The 21,251-nt window shown below is 73.1% G+C and carries 21 protein-coding genes and 1 tRNA gene; 14 read left to right on the forward strand and 8 right to left on the reverse strand.

What is annotated here, in order from left to right:
• Window positions 1-141 precede the first annotated feature (141 nt).
• From ACILQ5_RS01635 to ACILQ5_RS01650, 4 genes are all read left to right on the forward strand, one after another.
• Window positions 142-366 (forward strand): hypothetical protein, encoded by a 225-nt coding sequence (locus tag ACILQ5_RS01635; protein WP_395656219.1) that lies wholly within the window; start codon window positions 142-144, stop codon window positions 364-366.
• A gap of 85 nt (window positions 367-451) precedes the next feature.
• Window positions 452-1,360, forward strand: a complete 909-nt coding sequence (locus ACILQ5_RS01640) for a cation diffusion facilitator family transporter (protein WP_395656220.1) — start codon at window positions 452-454, stop codon at window positions 1,358-1,360.
• A 60-nt stretch (window positions 1,361-1,420) separates the two neighbouring features.
• Entirely contained in the window at window positions 1,421-1,819 is a 399-nt protein-coding gene (locus ACILQ5_RS01645) for a carboxymuconolactone decarboxylase family protein (protein WP_395656221.1), read from the forward strand.
• An 11-nt stretch (window positions 1,820-1,830) separates the two neighbouring features.
• Window positions 1,831-1,992, forward strand: coding sequence for a hypothetical protein (locus ACILQ5_RS01650; RefSeq protein WP_395656222.1), 162 nt, complete (start codon window positions 1,831-1,833; stop codon window positions 1,990-1,992).
• Between the two features lie 22 nt (window positions 1,993-2,014).
• Here ACILQ5_RS01650 and ACILQ5_RS01655 read toward each other — a convergent pair whose 3' ends face one another.
• Window positions 2,015-2,197, reverse strand: coding sequence for a YegP family protein (locus ACILQ5_RS01655; RefSeq protein WP_395656223.1), 183 nt, complete (start codon window positions 2,195-2,197; stop codon window positions 2,015-2,017).
• A gap of 45 nt (window positions 2,198-2,242) precedes the next feature.
• On the reverse strand, window positions 2,243-3,856 hold the full coding sequence (locus ACILQ5_RS01660) for an MFS transporter (RefSeq protein WP_395656224.1): 1,614 nt from the start codon (window positions 3,854-3,856) through the stop codon (window positions 2,243-2,245).
• 98 nt (window positions 3,857-3,954) lie between these two features.
• On the opposite strand from ACILQ5_RS01660, the gene ACILQ5_RS01665 reads away from it, so the two are divergent.
• On the forward strand, window positions 3,955-4,815 hold the full coding sequence (locus ACILQ5_RS01665; protein ID WP_395656225.1) for a GNAT family N-acetyltransferase: 861 nt from the start codon (window positions 3,955-3,957) through the stop codon (window positions 4,813-4,815).
• Here ACILQ5_RS01665 and ACILQ5_RS01670 read toward each other — a convergent pair.
• Window positions 4,808-6,709, reverse strand: a complete 1,902-nt coding sequence (locus ACILQ5_RS01670) for a penicillin acylase family protein (protein ID WP_395656226.1) — start codon at window positions 6,707-6,709, stop codon at window positions 4,808-4,810. The genes ACILQ5_RS01665 and ACILQ5_RS01670 overlap by 8 nt on opposite strands.
• Entirely contained in the window at window positions 6,709-8,727 is a 2,019-nt protein-coding gene (locus ACILQ5_RS01675) for an ATP-binding protein (RefSeq protein WP_395656227.1), read from the reverse strand. The genes ACILQ5_RS01670 and ACILQ5_RS01675 overlap by 1 nt, the downstream gene beginning before the upstream one ends.
• A 129-nt stretch (window positions 8,728-8,856) precedes the next feature.
• Between ACILQ5_RS01675 and ACILQ5_RS01680 the strand changes: the two genes are divergently transcribed.
• The 3 genes from ACILQ5_RS01680 (at window position 8,857) to ACILQ5_RS01690 (ending at window position 11,024) form a co-directional block, all read left to right on the forward strand.
• Window positions 8,857-10,428 (forward strand): phytoene desaturase family protein, encoded by a 1,572-nt coding sequence (locus ACILQ5_RS01680; protein ID WP_395656228.1) that lies wholly within the window; start codon window positions 8,857-8,859, stop codon window positions 10,426-10,428.
• Window positions 10,429-10,491: 63 nt separating this feature from the next.
• Window positions 10,492-10,564 (forward strand) — tRNA-Lys (locus tag ACILQ5_RS01685).
• Window positions 10,565-10,676: 112 nt separating this feature from the next.
• A complete protein-coding gene (locus tag ACILQ5_RS01690; RefSeq protein ID WP_395656229.1) occupies window positions 10,677-11,024 on the forward strand; it encodes a helix-turn-helix transcriptional regulator in 348 nt (115 codons plus the stop codon).
• Here the strand turns inward: ACILQ5_RS01690 and ACILQ5_RS01695 are convergent.
• Window positions 10,982-11,968, reverse strand: coding sequence for a TerC family protein (locus tag ACILQ5_RS01695; RefSeq protein WP_395656230.1), 987 nt, complete (start codon window positions 11,966-11,968; stop codon window positions 10,982-10,984). The two genes, ACILQ5_RS01690 and ACILQ5_RS01695, sit on opposite strands and share 43 nt — an antisense overlap.
• Before the next feature lie 265 nt (window positions 11,969-12,233).
• On the opposite strand from ACILQ5_RS01695, the gene ACILQ5_RS01700 reads away from it, so the two are divergent.
• From ACILQ5_RS01700 to ACILQ5_RS01725, 6 genes are all read left to right on the forward strand, one after another.
• Window positions 12,234-12,812, forward strand: a complete 579-nt coding sequence (locus ACILQ5_RS01700) for a response regulator transcription factor (protein WP_395656231.1) — start codon at window positions 12,234-12,236, stop codon at window positions 12,810-12,812.
• Window positions 12,813-12,867: 55 nt separating this feature from the next.
• Window positions 12,868-13,914: a YihY/virulence factor BrkB family protein gene (locus ACILQ5_RS01705; protein ID WP_395656232.1), complete on the forward strand. Its 1,047-nt coding sequence runs from the start codon at window positions 12,868-12,870 to the stop codon at window positions 13,912-13,914.
• 1 nt (window position 13,915) lies between these two features.
• Entirely contained in the window at window positions 13,916-15,355 is a 1,440-nt protein-coding gene (locus ACILQ5_RS01710; RefSeq protein WP_395656233.1) for an FAD-dependent oxidoreductase, read from the forward strand.
• A 6-nt stretch (window positions 15,356-15,361) separates the two neighbouring features.
• Window positions 15,362-15,781, forward strand: a complete 420-nt coding sequence (locus tag ACILQ5_RS01715; protein ID WP_395656234.1) for a PPOX class F420-dependent oxidoreductase — start codon at window positions 15,362-15,364, stop codon at window positions 15,779-15,781.
• Between the two features lie 38 nt (window positions 15,782-15,819).
• The gene (locus ACILQ5_RS01720; protein WP_395656235.1) at window positions 15,820-16,701 is read left to right on the forward strand and encodes a hypothetical protein; all 882 of its coding nucleotides are present in this window, start codon (window positions 15,820-15,822) and stop codon (window positions 16,699-16,701) included.
• A gap of 148 nt (window positions 16,702-16,849) precedes the next feature.
• Window positions 16,850-18,124, forward strand: coding sequence for a hypothetical protein (locus ACILQ5_RS01725; RefSeq protein ID WP_395656236.1), 1,275 nt, complete (start codon window positions 16,850-16,852; stop codon window positions 18,122-18,124).
• Window positions 18,125-18,228: 104 nt separating this feature from the next.
• On the opposite strand, the gene ACILQ5_RS01730 is transcribed toward ACILQ5_RS01725, so the two are convergent.
• Genes ACILQ5_RS01730 through ACILQ5_RS01740 form a run of 3 tightly spaced genes read right to left on the reverse strand, consistent with a single transcriptional unit; the run spans window position 18,229 to window position 21,244 of the window.
• Window positions 18,229-20,628: a penicillin acylase family protein gene (locus ACILQ5_RS01730; protein WP_395656237.1), complete on the reverse strand. Its 2,400-nt coding sequence runs from the start codon at window positions 20,626-20,628 to the stop codon at window positions 18,229-18,231.
• Window positions 20,629-20,663: 35 nt separating this feature from the next.
• The gene (locus ACILQ5_RS01735) at window positions 20,664-20,963 is read right to left on the reverse strand and encodes a GroES family chaperonin (RefSeq protein WP_395656314.1); all 300 of its coding nucleotides are present in this window, start codon (window positions 20,961-20,963) and stop codon (window positions 20,664-20,666) included.
• A gap of 26 nt (window positions 20,964-20,989) precedes the next feature.
• Window positions 20,990-21,244: a DUF3618 domain-containing protein gene (locus ACILQ5_RS01740; protein WP_395656238.1), complete on the reverse strand. Its 255-nt coding sequence runs from the start codon at window positions 21,242-21,244 to the stop codon at window positions 20,990-20,992.
• Window positions 21,245-21,251: the final 7 nt, after the last annotated feature.

Here is a 21,251-nt window from a genome sequence, read left to right on the forward strand (position 1 = left end):
GGTGCGGAAGACCCCAGTTGGCCGGGCCATCCGGACCTGACCGGGACGGGACCCTCGGCACCCCTGGCCGGAGGAGGGCGGCCGTCGCACCGGGGACCTACGGCACTCGCCCCGGCGTCGGCCGCGGCGCACGCTGGGGGTATGGCCACGGTCACGATGGAACGGTCGCAGCAGCCGCAGGGCGCCGAGCCGGTCCTCTACGCCCAGGGTCGTGCCGGCGCGTACTTCTTCAGCTACGGGACGATGGACCTGGTGTGCGCCACCTGCGGGTTCACCCTGTTCCGGGGCATGCCCGCCCTGGGCCACGACCGCTACCTCGTCGCCGAGTGCCCCGGGTGCGGCGACTTCATGAGCGCCCGGCTCTGACCCCGGCTCCGAGTTCGGCTCCGAGTCCGGCACCGAGCGTGGGCCGGTCGGGCTCGTTCCTGGCCGCGGGGCCTAGCATCGCCTCATGGGAGCCGGCCACCACCACGCTCCACCCGGGCACGCGGGCGCGCACCACCGGTGGCGGCTGGCGACGACCTTCGTCCTGGTCGCGGCCTTCCTCGTCGTCGAGCTGGTCGTCGGCCTGCTCTCGGGGTCGCTCGCGCTGATCTCGGACGCCGGGCACATGGCCGCCGACGTCGTCGCCCTCGGCGCCGCCCTGGCCGCGACGAAGATCGCCACCCGACCCGACACCACGGGCCGGCGGACCTACGGCTCGTACCGGGCCGAGATCTTCGCCTCGGGCTTCACCGTCCTGGTGATGCTCGGCGTGGCGGCGTACGTCGTGGTCGAGGCGGTCGGTCGGCTCGGCGAGGACGTCGCGGTCCCGGCCGGACCGCTCCTGGTGGTCGGCACGCTGGGGCTGGTCGTCAACCTGGTGTCCCTGGTGCTGCTGCGAGGTGGCGCGAGCGAGTCGCTCAACGTCAAGGGCGCCTACTACGAGGTGGTCGCCGACGCAGCCGGCAGCGTCGGCGTCATCGCTGCCGGTCTCCTCGTCGGCATCACCGGCAACGGCTGGTGGGACACGGTGGTCGCGCTCGCGATCGGCGCGTTCGTGGCGGTGCGTGCGGTGCTGCTCGGCCGCGAGGTGCTCGCGGTGCTCGGCCAGCACGTGCCCGAGGGCATGGAGGTCGACGAGGTGATCCGGGACCTGGAGGACGTCGACGGCGTGGCCGACGTGCACGACCTGCACGTGTGGACGCTCACCTCGGGCATGCACGTGGCGACCGCGCACCTGGTCCTCGACGAGGACGGCGACGCCCAGCAGGTGCTGGACCACGCCCGCCGGGTGCTGCGCGACGAGCACCGCGTGGACCACGCCACGCTGCAGGTGGAGACGACGATGACCCGGGAGTGCCGGGACACCACCTGGTGATTCTGATACCCCCCGGGGTATGTGTTACGGTCGAGGGACATCCCGCACCGAAGGAGGACCATGTCGACCTCGACCCACGGATCGGCTCACGTGTCGAGCCACGGCAAGGACGTGCTGAGCGACCTGTCGCCGCTGCACCGCCAGCTGCGTCGCGCTATCCCGGACGTCTACCAGGGCTTCGGCGAGCTGCACCACGCGGCGTTCGCCGAGGGTGCGCTGGACACCCGGACGAAGGAGCTCATCGCCCTCGCGATCGGCGTCGTCGAGGGGTGCGACGGGTGCATCGCCTCGCACGCCCAGGCAGCGGCCCGGGCCGGCGCCTCGCGCCAGGAGGCTGCGGAGGCGATCGGCGTGACGTTCCTGATGAAGGGCGGACCCGCGACCATCTACGGCCCACGCGCCTACGACGCGTTCTGCGAGTTCGCGGACGCGCACGACGCCGCCGCCGCATCGGCCTGAGGAGGTCCACCATGTGCCGACCCGTCACCTGCCGGACCTGCCGCAAGACGACCTGGTCCGGCTGCGGATCCCACGTCGCCCAGGTCAAGGCGATGGTCCCCGCCGACCAGTGGTGCGCCGGGCACCCCGACCAGCCTCGCGGCGGCATGCTGTCGCGGCTGCTCGGTCGCTGACCGCGCCCGCCGGGTCAGCGCCTCACTCGGCGGTGAGGTCGACGACCTCCGCCACGGCCATCACCCGGCGGGCCGCCTCGATCGCGTCGAGACAGGCCTTCTTCCAGATGTAGCCCTCGCTCTGCGCCACCAGCTCGCCGTGGGCGTTGCGGAGCCGCCAGCGGTACTCACCGCCGACCTCGATCAGCTCGAACGTCTCCGACATCGCTCTCAAGACATTCCCCGATCCGGACCCACGTAAGCGCCCGGCCTAGACAGACGCCGCCGGCTCGGCCGCGTCGCCCGGAGCCCGTCGGGGCAGCAGCCGGGTGAAGAACAGGGACAGGATCGTGAGCCCGCCGAGCACCGCCAGGCTGATCCGGAGCGCGTCGATCCGGGCGCTCGTGTTCTCGTCGACCACGGCCTGCGCGGTCGTGGACGAGACGCCGGCATCGGTGAGCGCCTGGTCCAGGGACTCGTCGGAGAGGAACGGGATGCCACCGGCCAGGTCCACGGACGCCTGCTCGGCGACCTGGTCCGGGACGTCGGGGTTCGCATCGATCCCGGCGAGGAACGACGCGGTGAGCGCGCCGATGAGGACGGAGCCGGCCAGCGCCGTGCCGAGCGAGGCGCCCAGGTTGGTGGCGGTGTTCTGCAGGCCACCGACCTCGCCGCTGAGCTCGTCCGGCACCGCCGACACGGTCACCGCCCCGAGCTGGGAGGCCAAGGCACCGACACCGAGCCCGGCGAACAGCAGCGGGACGGTCACGATCGCGGGGCCGGCGCCCACCTCGAGCGCCCCCACCAGGGAGACGATGCCCGCGAGCAGGGCCACCAGCCCCCACGAGACCACCCGACGCGGCGAGGCGTGGGGCCAGACCCGGGGGACGCCGACGGCCGCCAGGAGCAGGGTGACCGACAGCGGCAGCAGCCGCACGCCGGTCTCCAGCGCGGTCAGGCCCAGGGCCACGGACAGGTAGAGCGGGATCGTGAAGAAGATGCCGGCCTGCACGAGGAACTGGAAGAAGAACATCGTCAGCCCGCCGGCCAGCTGGCCGTTGCGCAGCATGGTGACGTCGACGAGCGGCTCCTGGCCGGTCGCCGTGCGGCGCTGCTCCCACCAGAAGAAGACGCGGACCACGACCAGTCCCCCGAGGACCAGCCAGGTGGTCGGCGAGATCCCGGCCAGGTCCGGCGCACCGGGCTTGGGGACGACCCAGCCCCACTCGCCCGAGCGCAGCACGCCGTACACCGCGGTTCCGAGGCCGACCGCCGAGAGCAGGATGCCGACGACGTCGAGGCGGACCCGGGCCTCGGGCGGCGCGTCCACGATCTTGCGGGCGGCCACCAGGATGACCGCGACGATGACGACCTCGCCGGCGAAGACCAGCCGCCAGGTCCACCACGTCGTGACCGCCCCGCCGATCAACGGGCCGGCCGCCACGGCGATCGCCCCCGCAGCCGCCACCAGGCCGTAGGCCCGCGGGCGTCCGGCCGGCGGGAAGTTGCTCGCCACCAGGGCCACGATGGCCGGCATGATCAGCGCGGCGCCCAGCCCCTCGAGCAGGGACCAGCCGAGGATCAGCACCGTGAGGTTCGGCGCGAGCGCGGTGGTGAACGAGCCGGCCCCGTAGACCACGCACCCGATCGAGAACGCCCGGCGGCGGCCGATCATGGTCCCGATCTTGCCGCCGGTGATCATCATCGTCGCCATCACCAGCGTGTACAGCGTGATCGCGGTCTGCACGCCGGTCACCGTCGTCCCCACGTCGTCGGCGACCTGCGCGATCGAGACGTTCATGACCGAGCTGTCCAGGGTCATGAGGAACTGGGAGGCGGCCAGCGTGGTGAGCACCAGCCCGGCTCCGGTCGCGGTCCGAGTCACGCCTGCACCCTCTCCGTCGCGACGGCCGGGCGGATCACCCGGTACGGGTGGGGCCGCTCCCCTCGACGTCCGTGCCGATCGCTGACTATGGTCAGTGGGTGTCCGCCGACGTCGCCACCACCACCCTGCGCCGGTTCAACCGCACCTACACCCAGCGGGTCGGTGCCCTCGAGGAGTCCTTCCTCGGCACCGGACGACCGCTCAACGTGTCACGGCTGCTCTTCGAGATCGGGCCGGACGGCGCCGGCGTGCGCGAGCTGCGGGACCGCCTCGACCTCGACTCGGGCTACCTGACCAGGCTCCTGCGCCGGCTCACCGACGACAGGCTGGTCGAGCTGCGGCCGGACCCCGCCGACGGTCGCCGCCGGCTGGCGGTGCTCACCGACGCCGGAGCCAGGTCGTGGCGCGAGCTGGACGAGCGGAGCGAGGAGCTGGCGACCCGGCTGCTCGCCCCGCTCACGCCGCGCCAGCGCACCCGGCTCACCGACGCGCTCGCGACGGCCGACCTCCTGGTCCGTGCGGCGACCATCCACCTGCGCGAGGTGGACCCCGACGACCCCGTCGGGCGGACCGCAGCCGGACGCTACTTCGCCGAGCTGGACCGGCGCTTCCCGGGCGGCTTCGACCCCGGCGAGCCCGACCGCGAGGGCCGGTTCCTGCTCGCCACCAGCGCCGGCCGGCCGGTCGCGTACGGCGGGGTGCGCGACCTCCCCGACGGCTCGGCCGAGATCAAGCGGATGTGGGTCGACGACGTCTGGCGCGGCGCCGGCCTCGGCTCGCGGATGCTGCGCGAGCTCGAGGCGCTCGCGGTCCGCCTCGGTCACGACCGGGTCGTCCTCGACACCAACCGGACGCTGGTGGAGGCGATCGCGATGTACGAGCGGGCCGGTTACCGGCCGGTCCCTCGCTACAACGACAACCCCTACGCCCAGGCGTGGTTCGCGAAGACGCTCACCTGACGTCCGGACCGGTGATCGGCACCAGCTCCGCCGCCGCCCAGGCGTCGAGCTGGTCGGTGCGGTGCGCGCCGTGCTCGGCCGCGCCGAGCGGGACCACCCAGCCGCCGCCGTCGCGGTCGGCGAGGTCCCAGACGTAGCGGGCCACCGACGCGCGGGCGCACGCGTCGGTCACGCCCGGCAGCGAACCGGTGCACCGCACGCAGTCGTTGTCGCCGGACAGCGGCACCGGCGGCACCGGCTCGCCGACGGGTACGACGACGTGCGTCTCGCCCCACGTCGCCGGGTGTCCGGCGGCGTCGGCGAGGGCGGCCGCCGCCAGCGCCGCGAGGTCCAGGCCGAACGGCGCACCGGCCCGGACCAGCGTCTCGAGGGCCAGGCCGACGTGGGCGGTGAGGTCGAGCCACGGCCGGAGCACCGGCTCGTCGACCAGCGGCCGCGCGAGCGGCGCCAGCACCGGCTCCGCCGCGATCCGGCGGGCGAACGCAGCGCGCCACGCGGCGAACGCCGCGGCGCCCGGCGAGGTCGCGTCCATCCGACCGTCCCAGGCGAGGATCGCGTCGCGCACCCCCGCCGGGTCCGGCGCGACCGGGCGCAGCAGGTCCTGCATCAGCGGTGCGGTCAGCAGCAGCGTGTCGCCGTGGATCTCGGCGAAGGCGGCGGCGGTCAGCCCCGTGCGGCCGTCGAGAAGCGCCGCGATCCGCCGGGCCCGGTGGGGGGCAGCGAACTCGGTGCCGATCGCGTCGCTCTCCGGGCCGCGACGCTCGTTGGCGGTGACCACCTGCCCCTCCGGCGGCACCGCGTGGGCGGGCAGCGTGTCGAGCCAGCCGTGCCACTGGGTGCCCGGATCCGACGCCGCGACGACGCCGTGCCGGTTGGCGTCGGGGCGCAGCGGCACCCGGCCGGCCACGCGGTAGCGCACGTCTCCCCCGCGGTCGGCGGCGACGACGTTGTTGACCGGCTCCACCCAGCCGTCGAGCGCGGCCATCACGTCGGCCGCCGACCGGGCGCGCAGCAGCGGGAGGAAGGCGTCGAACCCGAGGTCGCCGAGCACCGAGCTCGCGGTCCGCAGGCTGAGCCCCCAGCCCTCCTCGGCCGAGCCCGCGACCACCGGGCCACGGCGGGTCCGCAGCCAACCCTCCCCCTCCTCGGTCGGCTCCCAGCCGTCGGGTCCGAGCGCCTCGACGCCGCCCGCGACGCGCCGCAGCCGCTCGGAGTAGACGTCCTGGTTGTCGGCGACCGCGTTCGTGATCGCCCACGCCACCTCGCCGGCGTGCGCGAAGTGCTGGACGCCGGGGACACCGACGAAGGCGAATCCCGCGACGTCCAGCTCGTCGCAGATCAGCCGCACCTGCTGGTAGATGCTCGGGGACTCCAGGGCCCGGTGCGGGTCGCCCCCGACGAGCGGGAAGCCGGTCGCCGTGCGCGCGCCGCCGACGGCCCAGGCGTTGCTCCCGCTCAGCCCGCCACCCTCGCGCGACAGGAGCCGCGCGTCGTCGCCGAGCACCTCGCGGGCGCGAGCGTTCCAGAGCTTGCCGGGCAGGCTGCCGAAGAGGAGGTGGTGCACGCCGAAGACCGCCAGCGGCGTCCACGGCTCCCAGGCGGCGTGCCGGCCGGCGAGCCCGCCGTTGACGCCCTCGACGTACGCCGCGACGAACGCGGCCGTCTCGGGCCGGAGCCGGGCGTGGGCACGGACGGCATCGTCGGCGAGGCAGGTACGCCGGACGAACCGGTCCCAGGCGGCGTCGCCGGTCGTCCCCGTGGCGCGCCGCCGGAGCAGGTCGAGCTGCGTCGGCCGGTCCTCCGCCGTCGCGGCGCCGTGTCCCCGGGCGACGTCGAGCACCGTCGCGCCGTGCACGTGCGGGACGCCGTACGCGTCGCGGTGCAGGACCACCATCAGTCGGCGGTGATGAGCGGCAGCACCACGTGGAAGACGGTGCCCTGCCCGGCCTCGGAGTCGACGGTCATCGTGCCGCCGTGCTTCTCGACGATGGCGTGCGCGATGGAGAGGCCCAGGCCGCTGCCCGGGATCGCCTGCTGCTGGGCCAGCGAGGAGCGGAAGAAGCGGCTGAAGAGCTGCTCCTGCTCCTCGAGCGGGATGCCGATGCCGGTGTCGGCGACCGTCAGCTCGGCGACCCCGCCACCGATGACGAGACCCACCTCGATCCGGCCGCCCTCCGGTGTGAACTTCACGGCGTTGCCGACCAGGTTGATGACCACCCGCTCGAGCATGTCGCGGTCGCCCAGGAACGGCGCCGGGTCCTCGGGCAGGTCGACGTCCAGCTCGAGCTCGCGCTTCTCGAGCGTCGGCGCGACGACGGCGACCCCGGCGGCGATCACCTTGCGCAGGTCGATGACGCGGTCGGCGAAGCGGAGCCCGTCCTCCTGGATCCGAGAGAGCGTGAGCAGGTCGTCGATGAGCGACAGCAGCCGGCTGCTGTTGGCCGAGAGCCGGCGCACCGCGTCGAGCTGCTCGTCGTTCAGCCGGCCGTACGCGCCGTCCTCGAGCATCTCGGTGTAGCCCAGGATGCTCGTGATCGGCGTGCGGAGCTCGTGGCTGACGCTGGACACGAACGCGTCCTTGACCGCGTCGACCTCCCGGAGCCGCTCGACGGCCTCGCGCTCGGTCGCGAGCGCCTCGACCAGCCGACCCTCGGCCTCCTTGCGTTCGGTGATGTCCTCCGAGGTGCTCACGTACCCGGTCACCTGGCCGCGGTCGTCCTCGATCGGGTCCAGCGACATCGAGTGGCTGCGCTCGACACCGTCCTTGCGCACGAACTTCATGTCGGTCGGTCCGGCTCCGAGCAGCGCCCTCGCCACCGACCGATGGTCGGCGGCGACCCCGAGCTCCCGCGCCTTCTCGGCGACGGCGGTGGCGGAGTGCAGGTGCTCGGTCGTGCGGCCGAGCATCTCCTCGGCCGTGTAGCCGAGCAGCCGCTCGGCACCGGGGTTGTAGAGCGTGACCAGGCCCTCCGCGTCGGTGCCGATGATCGCGACGCCGGCGGTGCCGTTGACGATGTTCTGGACCTTGTCACGCTCGGCCGCCACCTGGCGGGCGTTCTCGAGCTGCTCACCGACGATGAGGACGAACGGGACGACGACGAGGGCGCAGTCGATGATGAACAGCGAGAGCAGCATGCCCTGCACGTCCGCGGGGAGGTCCCACCTCGTGGCCGCCTGGGCGAACGGCCCGTGGCCGCGCGTCGTCAGGGCGATCGCGACGCCGAGGACCGCGAACAGCTGGGCGATCGCCTCGTAGGCGCCGCTGCGGAGCGCTCCCCACGCCAGCAGCGGGATCAGGGCGAACGCGAGGCTCGGGAAGTCGTCGAGGAAGAAGACGACCGGGGTGATCGTCGCCAGCAGGACCCACTGCGCCGCCCGCTCGACCGGCGGCGCGACACCGGCGTGCGGCCGCAGCCGGCAGAAGAACGGCGTGACCGCGAGGTTCGAGGCCAGGCTCGCGGAGCCGACCGAGAGCCCGACGAGGCCCGGCTGACCCCAGTCGGCGAGGGCGCTGGTCACCGTCGCCGCGACGCCGACGCACAGTGCACCGACGGCGCTGCCCCCGATGTAGCGGCCCAGCTCGGCGTTGGTCCGCAGCGGCGGACGCGCGCGGACGCCGCCGGTCAGGATCCGCCAGAACACGTAGCTCTGGACGGTGAGCCCGATGGCGATCCCGAACGCCACCGATGCGGGCCGGCCGGTCCAGATCGTGCCGAAGGCGATCGCGAAGATGAGGGCGAGCACGACCGGCGTGGGCGGCTTCGGCGTGACCATGAGCAGGGCCGTCGCCAGTGCCGCCGGCCAGATCCCGATCGCGTAGCCGGTCGCGGGCGCGCCGTACACCCCGGCCAGCCCGAAGCCGATGGTGGCGGCCGCGAGCGCGGTGAAACCCAGCCACGCCCTCGGTGCCACGATCACCTCCCGAGTCCTGCCGTCGGCCCCCGCCGTGCCACATCCTGCCGCGCACCGGGCCCGTCCGGCAGCAAACGCGCGGAACGGGAGGCTTCGGGCCGGTGCCCGGGCGTGCCCTAGGTTGTCGGGATGAGCACGGACCGAACCAGCTACGACGTCGTGGTCGTCGGTGGTGGCCACAACGGCCTGACCGCCGCCGCGTACCTCGCCCGCGCGGGCCTCTCCGTCCTGGTGCTCGAGCGCCTCGACCACACCGGCGGCGCCGCGGTGTCGGCCCAGGCGTTCGCGGGCCACCCCGCGCGGCTGTCCCGCTACTCCTACCTGGTCTCGCTGATGCCGGAGGCGCTCGCGGCCGACCTGGGGCTCGACCTGCGCCTCGCGTCGCGGTCCGTGGCGTCGTACACGCCGTGGATCCGCCACGGCCGGGCAGGCGGGCTGCTGGTGCAACGACCGGAGTCCGGGGAGAGCGAGAAGTCCTTCCGCGACCTGACCGGGAGCGACGACGAGTACGACGCGTGGCGGCGCTTCTACGCCGACGTCGGCCACCTGGCGGAGGTCGTCGCCCCGACGCTGCTCGAGCCGCTGCCGGTCGAGCGCTCGCTCCGCGACGCGGTCGACCCCGAGGTGTGGCGCGACGTCGTCTCCCGGCCGATCGGCGAGACGATCGAGGAGCGGTTCACCGACGACACCGTGCGCGGCGTCGTGGCGACCGACGCCCTGATCGGCACCTTCGCCTCGCTCCGCGACCCCTCGCTCGTGCAGAACCGCTGCTTCCTCTACCACCTCGTCGGCAACGGGACCGGCGAGTGGCGGGTGCCGGTCGGCGGGATGGGCGCCGTCACCGACGCCCTCGCCCGGGCGGCCACGGCCGCCGGCGCCGAGCTGGTCACCCGCGCCGGCGTCAGCGCGATCCGCGCCGACGACGACGGCGCGGAGGTGACCTGGCACAACGGCACCACCGAGCACACCGTCCGGGCCCGCCGGGTGCTGTCCAACGTCGCGCCGTGGGTGCTGCGAATCCTGCTCGGCGAGGCCGAGGACCCCGACTCCAAGCCGGAGGGGTCGCAGCTGAAGATCAACCTGCTCCTCGACCGGCTGCCGCGCCTGCGGTCCGGCGTCGACCCGGAGGTCGCGTTCGCCGGGACGCTGCACCTCGCCGAGGACTACAGCCAGCTGGAGGCGGCGTACGCCGACGCGGCGGCCGGGCGGGTGCCCGCGGTCATGCCCGGCGAGATCTACTGCCACTCCCTCACCGACCCCTCGATCCTCGGCGACGCGCCGGACGGGACGCACACGCTGACCTACTTCGGGGTGCACACCCCGGCCTCGCTGTTCGAGGCCGACCCCGCGGCGGCCAAGCAGCGGGCCGTCGACAGCGCGCTGGCCGCGCTCAACGAGCACCTCGTCGAGCCGATCCAGAGCTGCCTGGCCACCGACGCCAGCGGCCGGCCGTGCCTGGAGGCCAAGATCCCGCAGGACATCGAGCGCGACCTGGCGATGCCCGGCGGCCACATCTTCCACGGCGACCTCGAGTGGCCGTGGGCCCCGAACCGGGCCCGGCTGGACACCCCCGCCCAGCAGTGGGGCGTGCAGACGGACGTCGCCTCGGTGCTCGTCTGCGGCTCCGGCGCGCGGCGCGGCGGCGCGGTCTCCGGCATCGGCGGCCACAACGCCGCGCAGGCGGTCCTCGCCGAGCGGTGACCGCCGCCCCTCGATTTCTCGTCGCCCTCGCGCGCTGGTAGCATTCACGACGCTTCAGAGCACGCGCCATTAGCTCAATTGGCAGAGCAGCTGACTCTTAATCAGCGGGTTCGGGGTTCGAGTCCCTGATGGCGTACCGACAGCACGACCAGAGGCCCACACCGACCAGCTCGGGGTGGGCCTCGGTCGTTCGCCGCCCCGGCCGACGAGCCGCGCCTACGAACTCCGACTCACATAGCATGCTTCGCATGAGTGCGGGCTCGTGGACGTTCCTGTCCAACCACGGACACGTCCTGGTCTCGCTGGCGCGCCACCCGGACGCCCGCACCCGGGACGTGGCCCAATTGGTGGGCATCACCGAGCGCGCCGTGCAGCAGATCGTGGCCGACCTGGTGGACCAGGGGTTCCTCCGCAAGGAGAAGGTGGGGCGTCGCAACCACTACGAAGTGGCGCCCGACGCCCACTTCCGACACGACCTGGAGTCGCACGTCTCCGTCGGGGACTTCCTCGACCTGGTGGTCGGTCGGGCGGGCGACCACCAGGCCGGCGGCGGTCACGGACGCAGCACCTCGACCTCCTCGACACCGGCCTCCTGATCCGCGTCGTGGCTCCCGGGACCGGGGGTCCCGGGCCGACCCCGCGTGGCACGCAGGCTCGCCACGACGGCGACCGTGAGGCAGAGCGCGATGACGGACAGCGAGAGCCAGATCGGGATCTTGTAGACCTCGAGCAGCAGCATCTTGACGCCGACGAAGACCAGGATCGCGGCAAGTCCGGCCTTGAGGTAGACGAAGCGGTCGACCAGGTCCGCGAGCAGGAAGTACATCGCCCGCAGACCGAGGATCGCGAACGCGTTGCTGGTGAAGACCAGGAACGGCTCCTGGGTGACCGCGAGGATCGCCGGGATCGAGTCGACCGCGAAGATGATGTCCGTGGTCTCCACCAGGACCAGCACCAGGAACAGCGGGGTGGCCACCCACCGGCCGGCGCTCCTCACCCAGAACTTCTGGCCGTGGTACTCGTCCGTGCTCGGCACCCACCTGCGCACGATGCGCAGCACCAGGCTCTCCGAGGGATCCATCTCCTCGTTGCGGTGCCGGAACATCCTCCATCCGGTGACGAGGAGGAACGCGCCGAAGACGTAGAGGATCCACGCGAAGCTCTCGATCAGCACCGCGCCTCCGGCGATGAAGATCGCGCGGAACACGAGCGCCCCGAGCACGCCGTAGAACAGGACCCGGTGCTGGTACTGCCGGGGCACCGCGAAGTAGCTGAAGATCAGCGCGAAGACGAACACGTTGTCCACGGCCAACGACTTCTCGATCAGGTAACCGGCGTAGTACTCGCCACCAGCGTCCGCGCCGTAGGCCCACCAGACCACGGCGCCGAAGCCGAGGCCGAGCGAGACCCAGACGGCCGACCACGCGGCGGCCTCACGGACCGAGACGACGTGCGCCGAGCGGTGGGCCACCAGGTCGACCGCCAGCATCGCGACGATGACGGCGAGGACCGCGGCCCACGCCCACAGGGGAACATCCATCAGCTTCTCCTCCAGCACTCCGCGCCCAGCGCGGTGGGTGGAGGTCTCCCCCGCCGCCGGACACCGACGGGCCGGCGGCCGCGCACCGGACCGAGCGGTCGGCCGTACTGACGATGCGCTGTGGGTGGGGTACTCCCCTCGTGCGGTGGATTATTCGCGAACTTGACTTCGTATGTCAAGCCGGGAGCGACCGCCCCGAAGAATCACCCCTTTGGGGGTAACGCCACGGCGCGCCGTCGATGGTCGGCCGCACAAGGATGGGAACATGTCCGGCCGACCGACGCGCGTGGGGATCGTGGGATCCCAGGAAGTCATCGTCAAGGGCCTGACCGTCATGCTCTCCGAGCACCCCGAGCGGTCGGTCGTCACCGAGGTCGACGACGCCGAGGTCGTCCTCTACGACGTGCTCGGCGTGCACCGCCACAACGCCTCCGACCTCGAGGCGATCGTGGCGCCGGACGGGCCCGTGGTCGTCGCCGTCAGCCACGACCTGCGACCCGACCTGCGCGCACGCGCGCTCGCCGCGGGTGCGCACGGGTGGATCTCGATGAGCGTGGCCTCCCACGAGCTGGTCGACGCGGTCGAGGCGGCCGCCTCCGGCCGGGAGGTCCCGGGCGGGGCCGAGGGGCCCTGCAGCCCCGCCGCGCTCACCCCGCGTGAGGTCGAGGTCCTCGCCCTGATCACCCAGGGGATGAGCAACCTCGAGATCGCCGAGGAGCTCTACCTCTCGATCAACTCGGTCAAGACCTACATCCGGTCGGCCTACGCGAAGATCGGCGCCACCTCCCGCAGCCGCGCGGTGGCCTGGTGCCTGCAGCACGGCTACGCGCCGCCGACCGACTGAGCCGGCCGGCGCGGTCCCGGGCATGGCCCGGTGCCCGGACGGGCACCGGCCAGGCATGACGACGCAGCGGGCCGACCCCGAGACGCCCGAGGTCGAGTCGCCCACCGACCTCACGGTCCGGTCGTGGCGCTACGTGCTGCGCAAGACCCTGCGCGAGTTCTCCGGCGACGAGTGCACCGACCTGGCGGCGGCGCTGACCTACTACGCCGTGCTGGCGGTCTTCCCGGCAGCCATCGCGCTGACGTCGCTGCTCGGGGTGGTCGGTCAGGGCACGAGCAGCGTGCAGACTCTGCTCGACGTGATCTCCCAGCTCGGCGGCGGCTCCGTCGTCGACAGCGTCCGCGACCCGCTGCTCGAGGTCAGCCGCTCCCCCGGCGCCGGGCTGGCCCTGGTGGTCGGGCTCGCCGGCGCGCTCTGGTCGGCGAGCGGGTACGTCGGGGCGTTCGGTCGTGCGATGAACCGGATCTACGAGGTCGGCGAGGGCCGTCCGGTCTGGAAGCTGCGACCGGTCATGCTGCTCCTCACGCTGATCCTGGTCGTGCTCACCGCCGCCGTGCTCCTCGCCCTGGTCGTCACCGGCCCGGTCACCGACGCCGTCGGCGACGCCCTCGGCGTCGGCTCCTCCATCGAGCTGGCGTGGAACATCGCGAAGTGGCCGGTGATGTTCCTGGTCGTCGTGCTGATCGTCGCGCTGCTCTACTACGCGACGCCGAACGTGCGGCAGCCGAAGTTCCGCTGGGTGAGCGTCGGCGCCCTGGTCGCGATCGTCACCTGGGCGGTGGTGTCGGCTGGCTTCGGCTTCTACGTCGCCAACTTCTCCGCCTACGACAAGACCTACGGTGCCCTCGGCGGGGTCATCGCCTTCCTCCTGTGGCTCTGGCTGACCAACCTGGCACTGCTCTTCGGCGCCGAGCTGGACGCCGAGCTGGAGCGCGGTCGCGAGCTGCAGTCCGGCATCCCCGCCGAGCGCGAGCTCCAGCTCCCGCCCCGCGACACCCGCAACCTCGACAAGTCCCGGGTCAAGGCCGAGGAGGACGAGCGGCGCGGCCGCGCCATCCGCCTCCGGGCCCGGCCCACCCCCCGCCGTCGACCGAAGGACTGACATGCCCCTCACCTCGCTCTGGAACGACCGCCGCCCCCACGTCGAGCCGGTCCCACCGGCTGTCACCGGCGACTGGGACGTGGTCGTGGTGGGGGCCGGCATCACGGGCCTCACCCTCGCCGGCCTGCTCGCCCGGGCCGGCCGCTCGGTGCTGGTCGTCGAGGCCCGGCACGTCGGCGCCGGCACCACCGGCGGCAGCACCGCGAAGGTCAGCCTGCTGCAGGGCACCCACTACTCCCGCATCGCCCGGCGGCATCCCACGTCGGTGCTCCGTCGGTACGCCGAGGCCAACGCCGAGGGCCTGGCCTGGATCGACCGGTTCTGCGGCGAGCACGGCGTGGACCGCCAGCGCCGCCCGGCGTACACCTACGCCAACGGCGCCCAGGGCGCCCGCGCTGTCCGGTCCGAGCTCGACGCCCTGCACCGGGCCGGGCTGGAGCAGGCGACCTGGGTCGACGAGGTGCCGCTCCCCTTCCCGACGGCGGGAGCCGTCCGGATGGACGACCAGCTCCAGCTCGACCCCGTCGAGCTCATCGACGCCCTCGCGGCGGACGCGCGCGCCCACGGTGCGGTGGTCGCGGAGGGCGTCCGGGTCCGGCAGGTGCACGGCCACGGGCCGAGCCGCGTCGTGACCGAGGCCGGCGACGCCCGCGCGGCGACCGTCGTGGTCGCGACCAACATGCCGATCCTGGACCGAGGCGCCTTCTTCGCCCGCGCCGAGCCGGCCCGGTCCTACAGCCTGGCCTTCCGCACCGCGGAGCCGGCCGTCGACGGGATGTACCTCTCGGCCGACCAGCCCTCGCGCTCGCTCCGCGACGCCCCGGACGCCGACGGCACGCTGCTGCTCGTCGGCGGCGAGGGCCACCAGGTCGGTGCCGCGACCTCCGAGGCCGAGCACGTCGACCGGATCCGGTCCTGGACCGCCGAGCACTTCCCCGGTGCCGTCGAGACCCATGCCTGGTCCGCCCAGGACTACCTGACCCACAGCGGCCTCCCCTACGTCGGCCCGCTGCTCCCCGGCAGCGACGCCGTCCTCGTCGCCGGCGGCTACTCCAAGTGGGGCCTGACCAACGGCGTCGCCGCGGCGCTCGCGCTGTCGGGACGGATCCTCGGCGGGCACCAGGAGTGGGCGTCGGCGTACGAGCCCTGGAGCACCCGCGAGCTGAGCGGCATCCCCACCGGGCTCCGGGTCAACGCGAACGTCGCGCTCGAGATGACCACCGGCTGGTTCCACAAGCTCACCGGGGCGGTCTCCGGCGGCGACAGCCGGCCGGTGTGCACCCACCTCGGCGGGGTGCTGCGGTGGAACGACGCCGAGGACAGCTGGGACTGCCCGCTGCACGGGTCGCGCTTCGGTGCGGACGGCCGCGTGCTGGAGGGTCCGGCGACCTGCCCGCTGAAGAACGTCCCCGCGGAACAAGATGTCGCCACCGAGCGCTGACGGAGCATGGACCTCGACCAGGCACTCGGCGCCGCCCGCGCCAACCACCAGGCGGTGCTCACCACGATCCGGCGCGACGGCCGCCCGCAGCTCTCCAACGTGCTCCAGGCGGTCGGCGCGGACAGCGTCATCCGGATCTCGACGACCGCCGACCGGGCCAAGTGCACCAACCTGCGGCGCACGCCGTGGGCTGCTCTCCACGTCAACGGCAGCGACTTCTGGAGCTACGCCGTCCTCGAGGCCGACGCCGAGGTCACCGACGTGGCGGACGACCCGCAGGACCCCACCGTCGAGGAGCTGGTGGAGCTCTACCGGTCGCTCTCGGGCGAGCACGACGACTGGGACGAGTACCGGGCCGCGATGGTGCGCGACCGCCGCGTCGTCGTGCGCCTGACCCCGACCCGGGCCTACGGGGCCCTGCGCTGACCCCGTAACCAGCCGCGGCCGCGGGTCGTTCGACCTGTATGACCCTCCGCCGCACTGCTGTCCGGACGGTCGCGCTCGTCGCGGCCGCCACCCTGGCGATGCTCACCCTCGGGTCGCCGACGGCCGGTGCGGCCGACCGTCCTGCCGATCGCTGGGCACCCGCCGCCACGGCGAAGATCCACCCTGGCACGATGATGTACACGAAGGGTGCGCAGTGCACCGCCAACTTCGTCTTCACCGACGCCGCGGGCCGGGTGTACGTCGGGTACGCCGCGCACTGCGCCGGCACCGGCGCCGCGACCGACACCGACGGCTGCCGGGCCACCTCCCTGCCGCTCGGCACCCCGGTGACCTTCCGCGAGGGCGGCAACCCGGCGGACGAGGGCACCCGCGTCGGGTCCGGCCGGCTCGTCTACTCCTCGTGGCTCACCATGCAGCGGCTCGGGACCCACGCTCCGAACACCTGCGCCTACAACGACCTCGCGCTGGTGCGGGTGGCCCGGGCCGACGTGGACCAGGTGAACCCGTCGGTCCCGTTCTGGGGCGGTCCGACCGGCATCGACACCGACGGCACCGCGGCCGGCGACCAGGTCTTCACCTACGGCAACTCCAGCCTCCGCGGCGGCCTGTCGCCGCTCGCGCCGCACACCGGCATCAGCCTGGGCGACCAGGCCGCCGACGGCGGCTGGTCGCACCCGCTCTACACCGTGACCCCGGGCATCCCCGGTGACTCCGGCTCCGGGTTCCTGAGCGCCGACGGCAAGGCCGTCGGCGTCCTGTCCACCCTCGGCCTGGCCCCGCTGCCGGCGTCGAACAACATCGGCGACCTCGCCAAGGAGCTCGCCTACGCGCGGGCCCACTCGGGCCTGCGAGGCCTCCGGATGGTGCCCGGGACGGAGCCGTTCGCGGGCTTCTCCTGAACGCTCTCTCAGGCAGATCCCGGCCCTTTCTCAAGGCACCCGCAAGGTTCGGCCACGGTGCGTACAAGGTTGGCCCACGCCGCTGCTTGAGGCGGATTTCGTGTGGAACGGTACTCATATCCGCTGAAACCGAACCACAGGAGCTCTCATGCGAGGCCGTCTCGTCACCGCCGCAGCCACCGTCGCCACCGCGACGCTGGTCCCGGCGTTCATGCTGATCGGCGCCAACGCCGCCTGGGCCGGCAACGGCGGCGGCAACAGCGGCACCGTCAAGATCTCCGAGGTCGGCGGTGCCGCGGACGAGAGCAACGACCCGCACGTCGGCTGCTCCTTCGACGTCCAGTGGTACGGCTACCAGCGGGCGGCCAAGTCCGAGGTCCAGTTCGAGGCTCAGGCCCCGACCAAGGACGTCGACATCACCGTCACCGGCCCCAAGACCGTCCAGCTCGGCGCCCCGGCCACCGGCAGCCAGCTGAACACGGTCCGCACCTACACGCTGGCGTTCCGCGGGGAGGACCCCCAGAAGAACCAGGGCTACCACGTCAAGCTGTCGACGGACACCGACGGCACCGGCGGGAACAAGAAGTCCAAGGTCTTCTGGGTGGAGTGCGACCGCGCGGACGTCACGCCGACCGACCCGACCACGCCGACCCAGCCCACGGACCCGGGCACCCCGACCGACCCCGGCACCCCGACCGACCCCGGCACCCCGACCGACCCCGGCACCCCGACCGACCCGACGGACCCCACCACGCCGACCGACCCGACCGGGCCGTTCAGCTGGGACTGGAAGTACGCGGACCCGACCTGCGCCGGCGTGACCGTCGCCTACCCGTCGAACGTCCCCGACGGCCAGGCCAACGACGTCAACATCCGGGTCCAGACCCCGGGCGGGACCAAGACCCTCAACTTCCACAACAACAAGGGCACCTGGAGCGGCACCCACGCGTTCAACCTGGCCGACCACCCGCAGTGGGACGCCGGCACCGCGTCGTACGACATCACCTGGGTCCAGGTCGGTGGCACGAACTACCACTGGCAGGGCGACGTCGCCTGCGTGACCGACGGTGACCCGAGCACCACCGACGCGCCGCTGGTCGAGACCGAGATCGACGGCTTCCGGACCGGCTCCACGACGATCAACCGCGGCTCCACCGTCGCGAGCGACTCCGTGGCCGTCGACGGCGCCGACGACGACCTGGAGCTCCAGGTCTGGACGACCGGCTCGGACCGCGGCACCGCGGGTCGCTCCGCCGGCCACTGGTCGACCGTCAAGACCGTCAGCACGACCGACTCGGGCACCGCCCGGGTGACCTACCCGAGGCTGACCCAGAAGGGCACCTTCAAGTTCCGGCTGGCCGTCGCCGGCACGGACACCTCGACCGGTGACACCACCGGCACGCTCACCGTCCGGGTCCGCTGACCGGCACGCACGAGCACACCTGAACGGCTGCGGCCGGCGCCACCGGGGGGAGGCGCCGGCCGCAGCGGCACGTCCGGGACCGCCTGCCGGCCCGGCCGGTGGGCTCAGCCGGTCACGGTGAACCGGCGCACCAGGTCGTGCGCGATCTGGGCGTCGGTCCAGGCGAAGTGCACCCACTGCTGGCGTCCGAACATCCGGGTCTGGTCCGAGGAGTACGGCGAGCGCGGGTCCTCCGACTGCCCGTAGGTCAAGATCGTGCGGGCGTCCACCCGACCGCCGGGCAGGAACGACACGGCCTGGATGTGCGAGGACCCGTAGGTGATCGGGCGGTAGTGGTCCCGGTTGTCGCGGGGCCAGCGGGAGGCGAGCGCGTTCGCGTTGCCGGCCGCGTCGCCGGTGCCGCCGCCGAGCGGGACCGGCGGCGCACCCCGGTCGCCCGCCACCTGGAGCGAGCCCCAGGTCGCGTCGAACGCGATGCCCTGGTCCCGGAGCGACGCGATCGCGTCCGACATCGCCTGCACCACCTGCGGGTTCGCGACGTTCAGGTCGCGCGGGGTGTTCAACGGGTCCGCGGGGTCGAAGGGCGTGAGCCAGACCGGGTCCACCGCGTCCACGGGCAGGGTCGGGAGCCGGGAGACGAACTCCTCGAAGATCTGCGTGCCGACGGCGTCGGTGTTCGACGTGCCGTCCCAGTCGTGCAGCACCTGGCAGGCCTCGGTCTCCCCCGTGGCCTGGCAGACCTGGTCGAGCGCGCCGCCCTCCCGCATCACCTCGGCGGCCATCACCCGGTTCTCGTGCTCGTGGCCGCGCAGGCTGCGCGGCGACTCCTTGTGGCCGGACGCCAGCCGGTCCATCACGTAGTGCGCCACCATCCGGGTGCGCATCGTGCGGACGCAGCGCTCGCAGCCGATGATCCCGGCGTAGCCCTCCAGCGGCTGCTCCGGGTTGGGCAGCCAGTAGGAGTCGTTCGCGTTCATCACCCAGTCGCGCCGCACCTCCATCGGCAGGTTCGCCGGTCCGAAGATCCCGGGCCGCTCCGCGTCGGCGTCGGTGCGCCAGGCACACCGACCCCCGGCGAAGGTCCCGTCGAGCCCGGGCAGCCCGGCCACCTGCTGGAGGACCGCCCCGGTCGGGGTCAGGCACTGCTGCACCAGGTCGTCGGGCACGTTCGGGACGACCGAGTGGTCGGCGTACAGGACGTCACCGTGCCGGTCGGCCGCCGTCGTGTTGACCCACGGCATGCCGCCGGCCCGGTCCTGGCGACGCAGGAGGTCGCGGACGCTGGTCGCCTTGCCCATGTCGAGGAACGTGTCGATGGTGCGCAGCTGCTCGCCGTTCGCGTCCCGGATCGCCCAGAGGCTCGTCGGGCCCCACGGCATCAGCGTGGCGGGCGAGTCGACGACGTAGCCCTCCGGCGTCCGGTAGAGGTCCTCCTCCACGGTGCCGAGCGAGCCGTCCTCCTTCCGGACCGTCACCGTCACGGTGTCGTGCACGAGCTCCTGCGGGCCGGCGTCGGTGAGGTACGTCGTGCCTGGTCCCGGCGTCTTGTACTCGTAGGGGGTGAAGCGGTACGCCGTCGACACGGTGTGGCTCCACGCCACGTCCTTGTTCCAGCCGATGTTGACGACCGGCGAGCCGATCAGCGAGGCACCCGCGACGTCGTACCGCCCGGGGATCGTGAGGTGCTGCTGGGTGAAGTGGTAGCGGCCGCGCCAGGGGAAGTGGGGGTTGCCGAGCAGCATCCCCTTGCCGGTGGTGCTGGCGGCGCCACCGACCGCGGTCGCGTTCGAGCCGAACGGCGCCTCCGGGTCGCGGCCGAGGGCCGTCAGGAGCGCGTCCCGGTCCACCTGGGACGCCCGGACCGGCAGCTCGGGCAGGCCCGGGTCGTCGGGGCTCGGCGGGGCGGCGTCGACGATCTCCTTGACGAACACCCCGGCCGACGCCAGCAGGTTGGCCAGGTAGACGCCGTACCAGAGGTCGAGCGGGGTGACGTCCGGCTTCAGGTAGCCCGCGCCGCGGCACGCCGGGTCGGTGACCGTGTGGGTGCGCAGCCAGCGGTTCGCGCCGGCCACGTAGCCGCGCACCATCGCCTTCGCCTCGGGCCCGGGACCGCGCACCGGGTCACGCAGCAGCTTCTCCACCACGCGCCGCTGGTGCAGGTCGGCCACGAACGCGTCGACCTGGAGGTTGGAGGCCTGGAGAGTGACCTGGTCGTTGTAGCGGGCCGTCGGGCCGAACCACCGTGAGCGCTCGCCGCGGGCGGTCACCAGCGTGTCGGCCAGCGTGCAGACGGAGTCCTGCGTGGCGGCGTACCCGCTGCCGAAGCCGAGCGACCCGAAGTCGTCGGCGGTGACGTGCGGGATGCCGTGCGCGGTGATCGCGATCGACGCGCGGTAGCGGGGGTGGTGCGGGGCCGCCGCGTCGGCTCCACCGCCCGGCGTGACGGTCGCGGTGAGCGGGACGAGGGCGACCACGGCGAGCGCAGCGGTGAGGCGTCGGAGCATGCCGACACAACGCGCTGCCGCGCGCGGGGGTTACGTCAGAGGTAGAGACCGGTGGCCTGGTCGCCGACCCGCTCGGCGGCCACGGCGTGGATGTCGCGCTCGCGCATGACGACGTAGACCTCGCCGGCCACCTCGACCTCGGCCTTGTCCTCGGGCTCGAAGAGCACCCGGTCGCCGACCTCGACCGCGCGGGCGTGCGGACCGACCGCGACGACCTTCGACCAGGCCAGCCGGCGGGCGCCCATGGCGGCCGTCGCCGGGATCACGATGCCGCCCGAGGACCGGCGCTCACCGGACTCCCGGTCGACCTCGACCAGGATGCGGTCGTGCAGCATCTTGATGGGGGTCTTGTCACCCACGGTCAGCGGACGACCTTGCGGACCACCACGAAGAAGCCGACCACGGCCACGACGACGCCGGCGGCCTTGAGGATGTTGTCCGTGCGCGGCTGGCCCGTCTGCACGTCGACGAAGTGCGCCTTGATGCTGTTGACCTCGCGGCCCACGATCGTCTTGGGGTGGACGCGGTAGACGAGCTGGTCGATCGTGGCCGCCAGGTTGACCCGGGTCTCCTCGATCTCGCGCTCCAGAGCGGACAGCTGCTGGTCCTGGCTCACTGGGAAC

Source organism: Nocardioides sp. (genome assembly GCF_044226305.1).
Lineage (GTDB): Bacteria > Actinomycetota > Actinomycetes > Propionibacteriales > Nocardioidaceae > Nocardioides.

Bases quoted from the DNA above. Each gene is read 5' to 3' on its own strand.
- ACILQ5_RS01735 (WP_395656314.1), bottom strand. From the start codon at position 20,963: ATGCTGCACGACCGCATCCTGGTCGAGGTCGACCGGGAGTCCGGTGAG.
- ACILQ5_RS01640 (WP_395656220.1), top strand. From the start codon at position 452: ATGGGAGCCGGCCACCACCACGCTCCACCCGGGCACGCGGGCGCGCAC.
- ACILQ5_RS01650 (WP_395656222.1), top strand. From the start codon at position 1,831: ATGTGCCGACCCGTCACCTGCCGGACCTGCCGCAAGACGACCTGGTCC.
- ACILQ5_RS01720 (WP_395656235.1), top strand. From the start codon at position 15,820: ATGACCCTCCGCCGCACTGCTGTCCGGACGGTCGCGCTCGTCGCGGCC.
- ACILQ5_RS01725 (WP_395656236.1), top strand. From the start codon at position 16,850: ATGCGAGGCCGTCTCGTCACCGCCGCAGCCACCGTCGCCACCGCGACG.
- ACILQ5_RS01715 (WP_395656234.1), top strand. From the start codon at position 15,362: ATGGACCTCGACCAGGCACTCGGCGCCGCCCGCGCCAACCACCAGGCG.
- ACILQ5_RS01680 (WP_395656228.1), top strand. From the start codon at position 8,857: ATGAGCACGGACCGAACCAGCTACGACGTCGTGGTCGTCGGTGGTGGC.
- ACILQ5_RS01695 (WP_395656230.1), bottom strand. From the start codon at position 11,968: ATGGATGTTCCCCTGTGGGCGTGGGCCGCGGTCCTCGCCGTCATCGTC.
- ACILQ5_RS01670 (WP_395656226.1), bottom strand. From the start codon at position 6,709: ATGGTGGTCCTGCACCGCGACGCGTACGGCGTCCCGCACGTGCACGGC.
- ACILQ5_RS01710 (WP_395656233.1), top strand. From the start codon at position 13,916: ATGCCCCTCACCTCGCTCTGGAACGACCGCCGCCCCCACGTCGAGCCG.
- ACILQ5_RS01705 (WP_395656232.1), top strand. From the start codon at position 12,868: ATGACGACGCAGCGGGCCGACCCCGAGACGCCCGAGGTCGAGTCGCCC.
- ACILQ5_RS01690 (WP_395656229.1), top strand. From the start codon at position 10,677: ATGAGTGCGGGCTCGTGGACGTTCCTGTCCAACCACGGACACGTCCTG.
- ACILQ5_RS01655 (WP_395656223.1), bottom strand. From the start codon at position 2,197: ATGTCGGAGACGTTCGAGCTGATCGAGGTCGGCGGTGAGTACCGCTGG.
- ACILQ5_RS01730 (WP_395656237.1), bottom strand. From the start codon at position 20,628: ATGCTCCGACGCCTCACCGCTGCGCTCGCCGTGGTCGCCCTCGTCCCG.
- ACILQ5_RS01645 (WP_395656221.1), top strand. From the start codon at position 1,421: ATGTCGACCTCGACCCACGGATCGGCTCACGTGTCGAGCCACGGCAAG.
- ACILQ5_RS01700 (WP_395656231.1), top strand. From the start codon at position 12,234: ATGTCCGGCCGACCGACGCGCGTGGGGATCGTGGGATCCCAGGAAGTC.
- ACILQ5_RS01635 (WP_395656219.1), top strand. From the start codon at position 142: ATGGCCACGGTCACGATGGAACGGTCGCAGCAGCCGCAGGGCGCCGAG.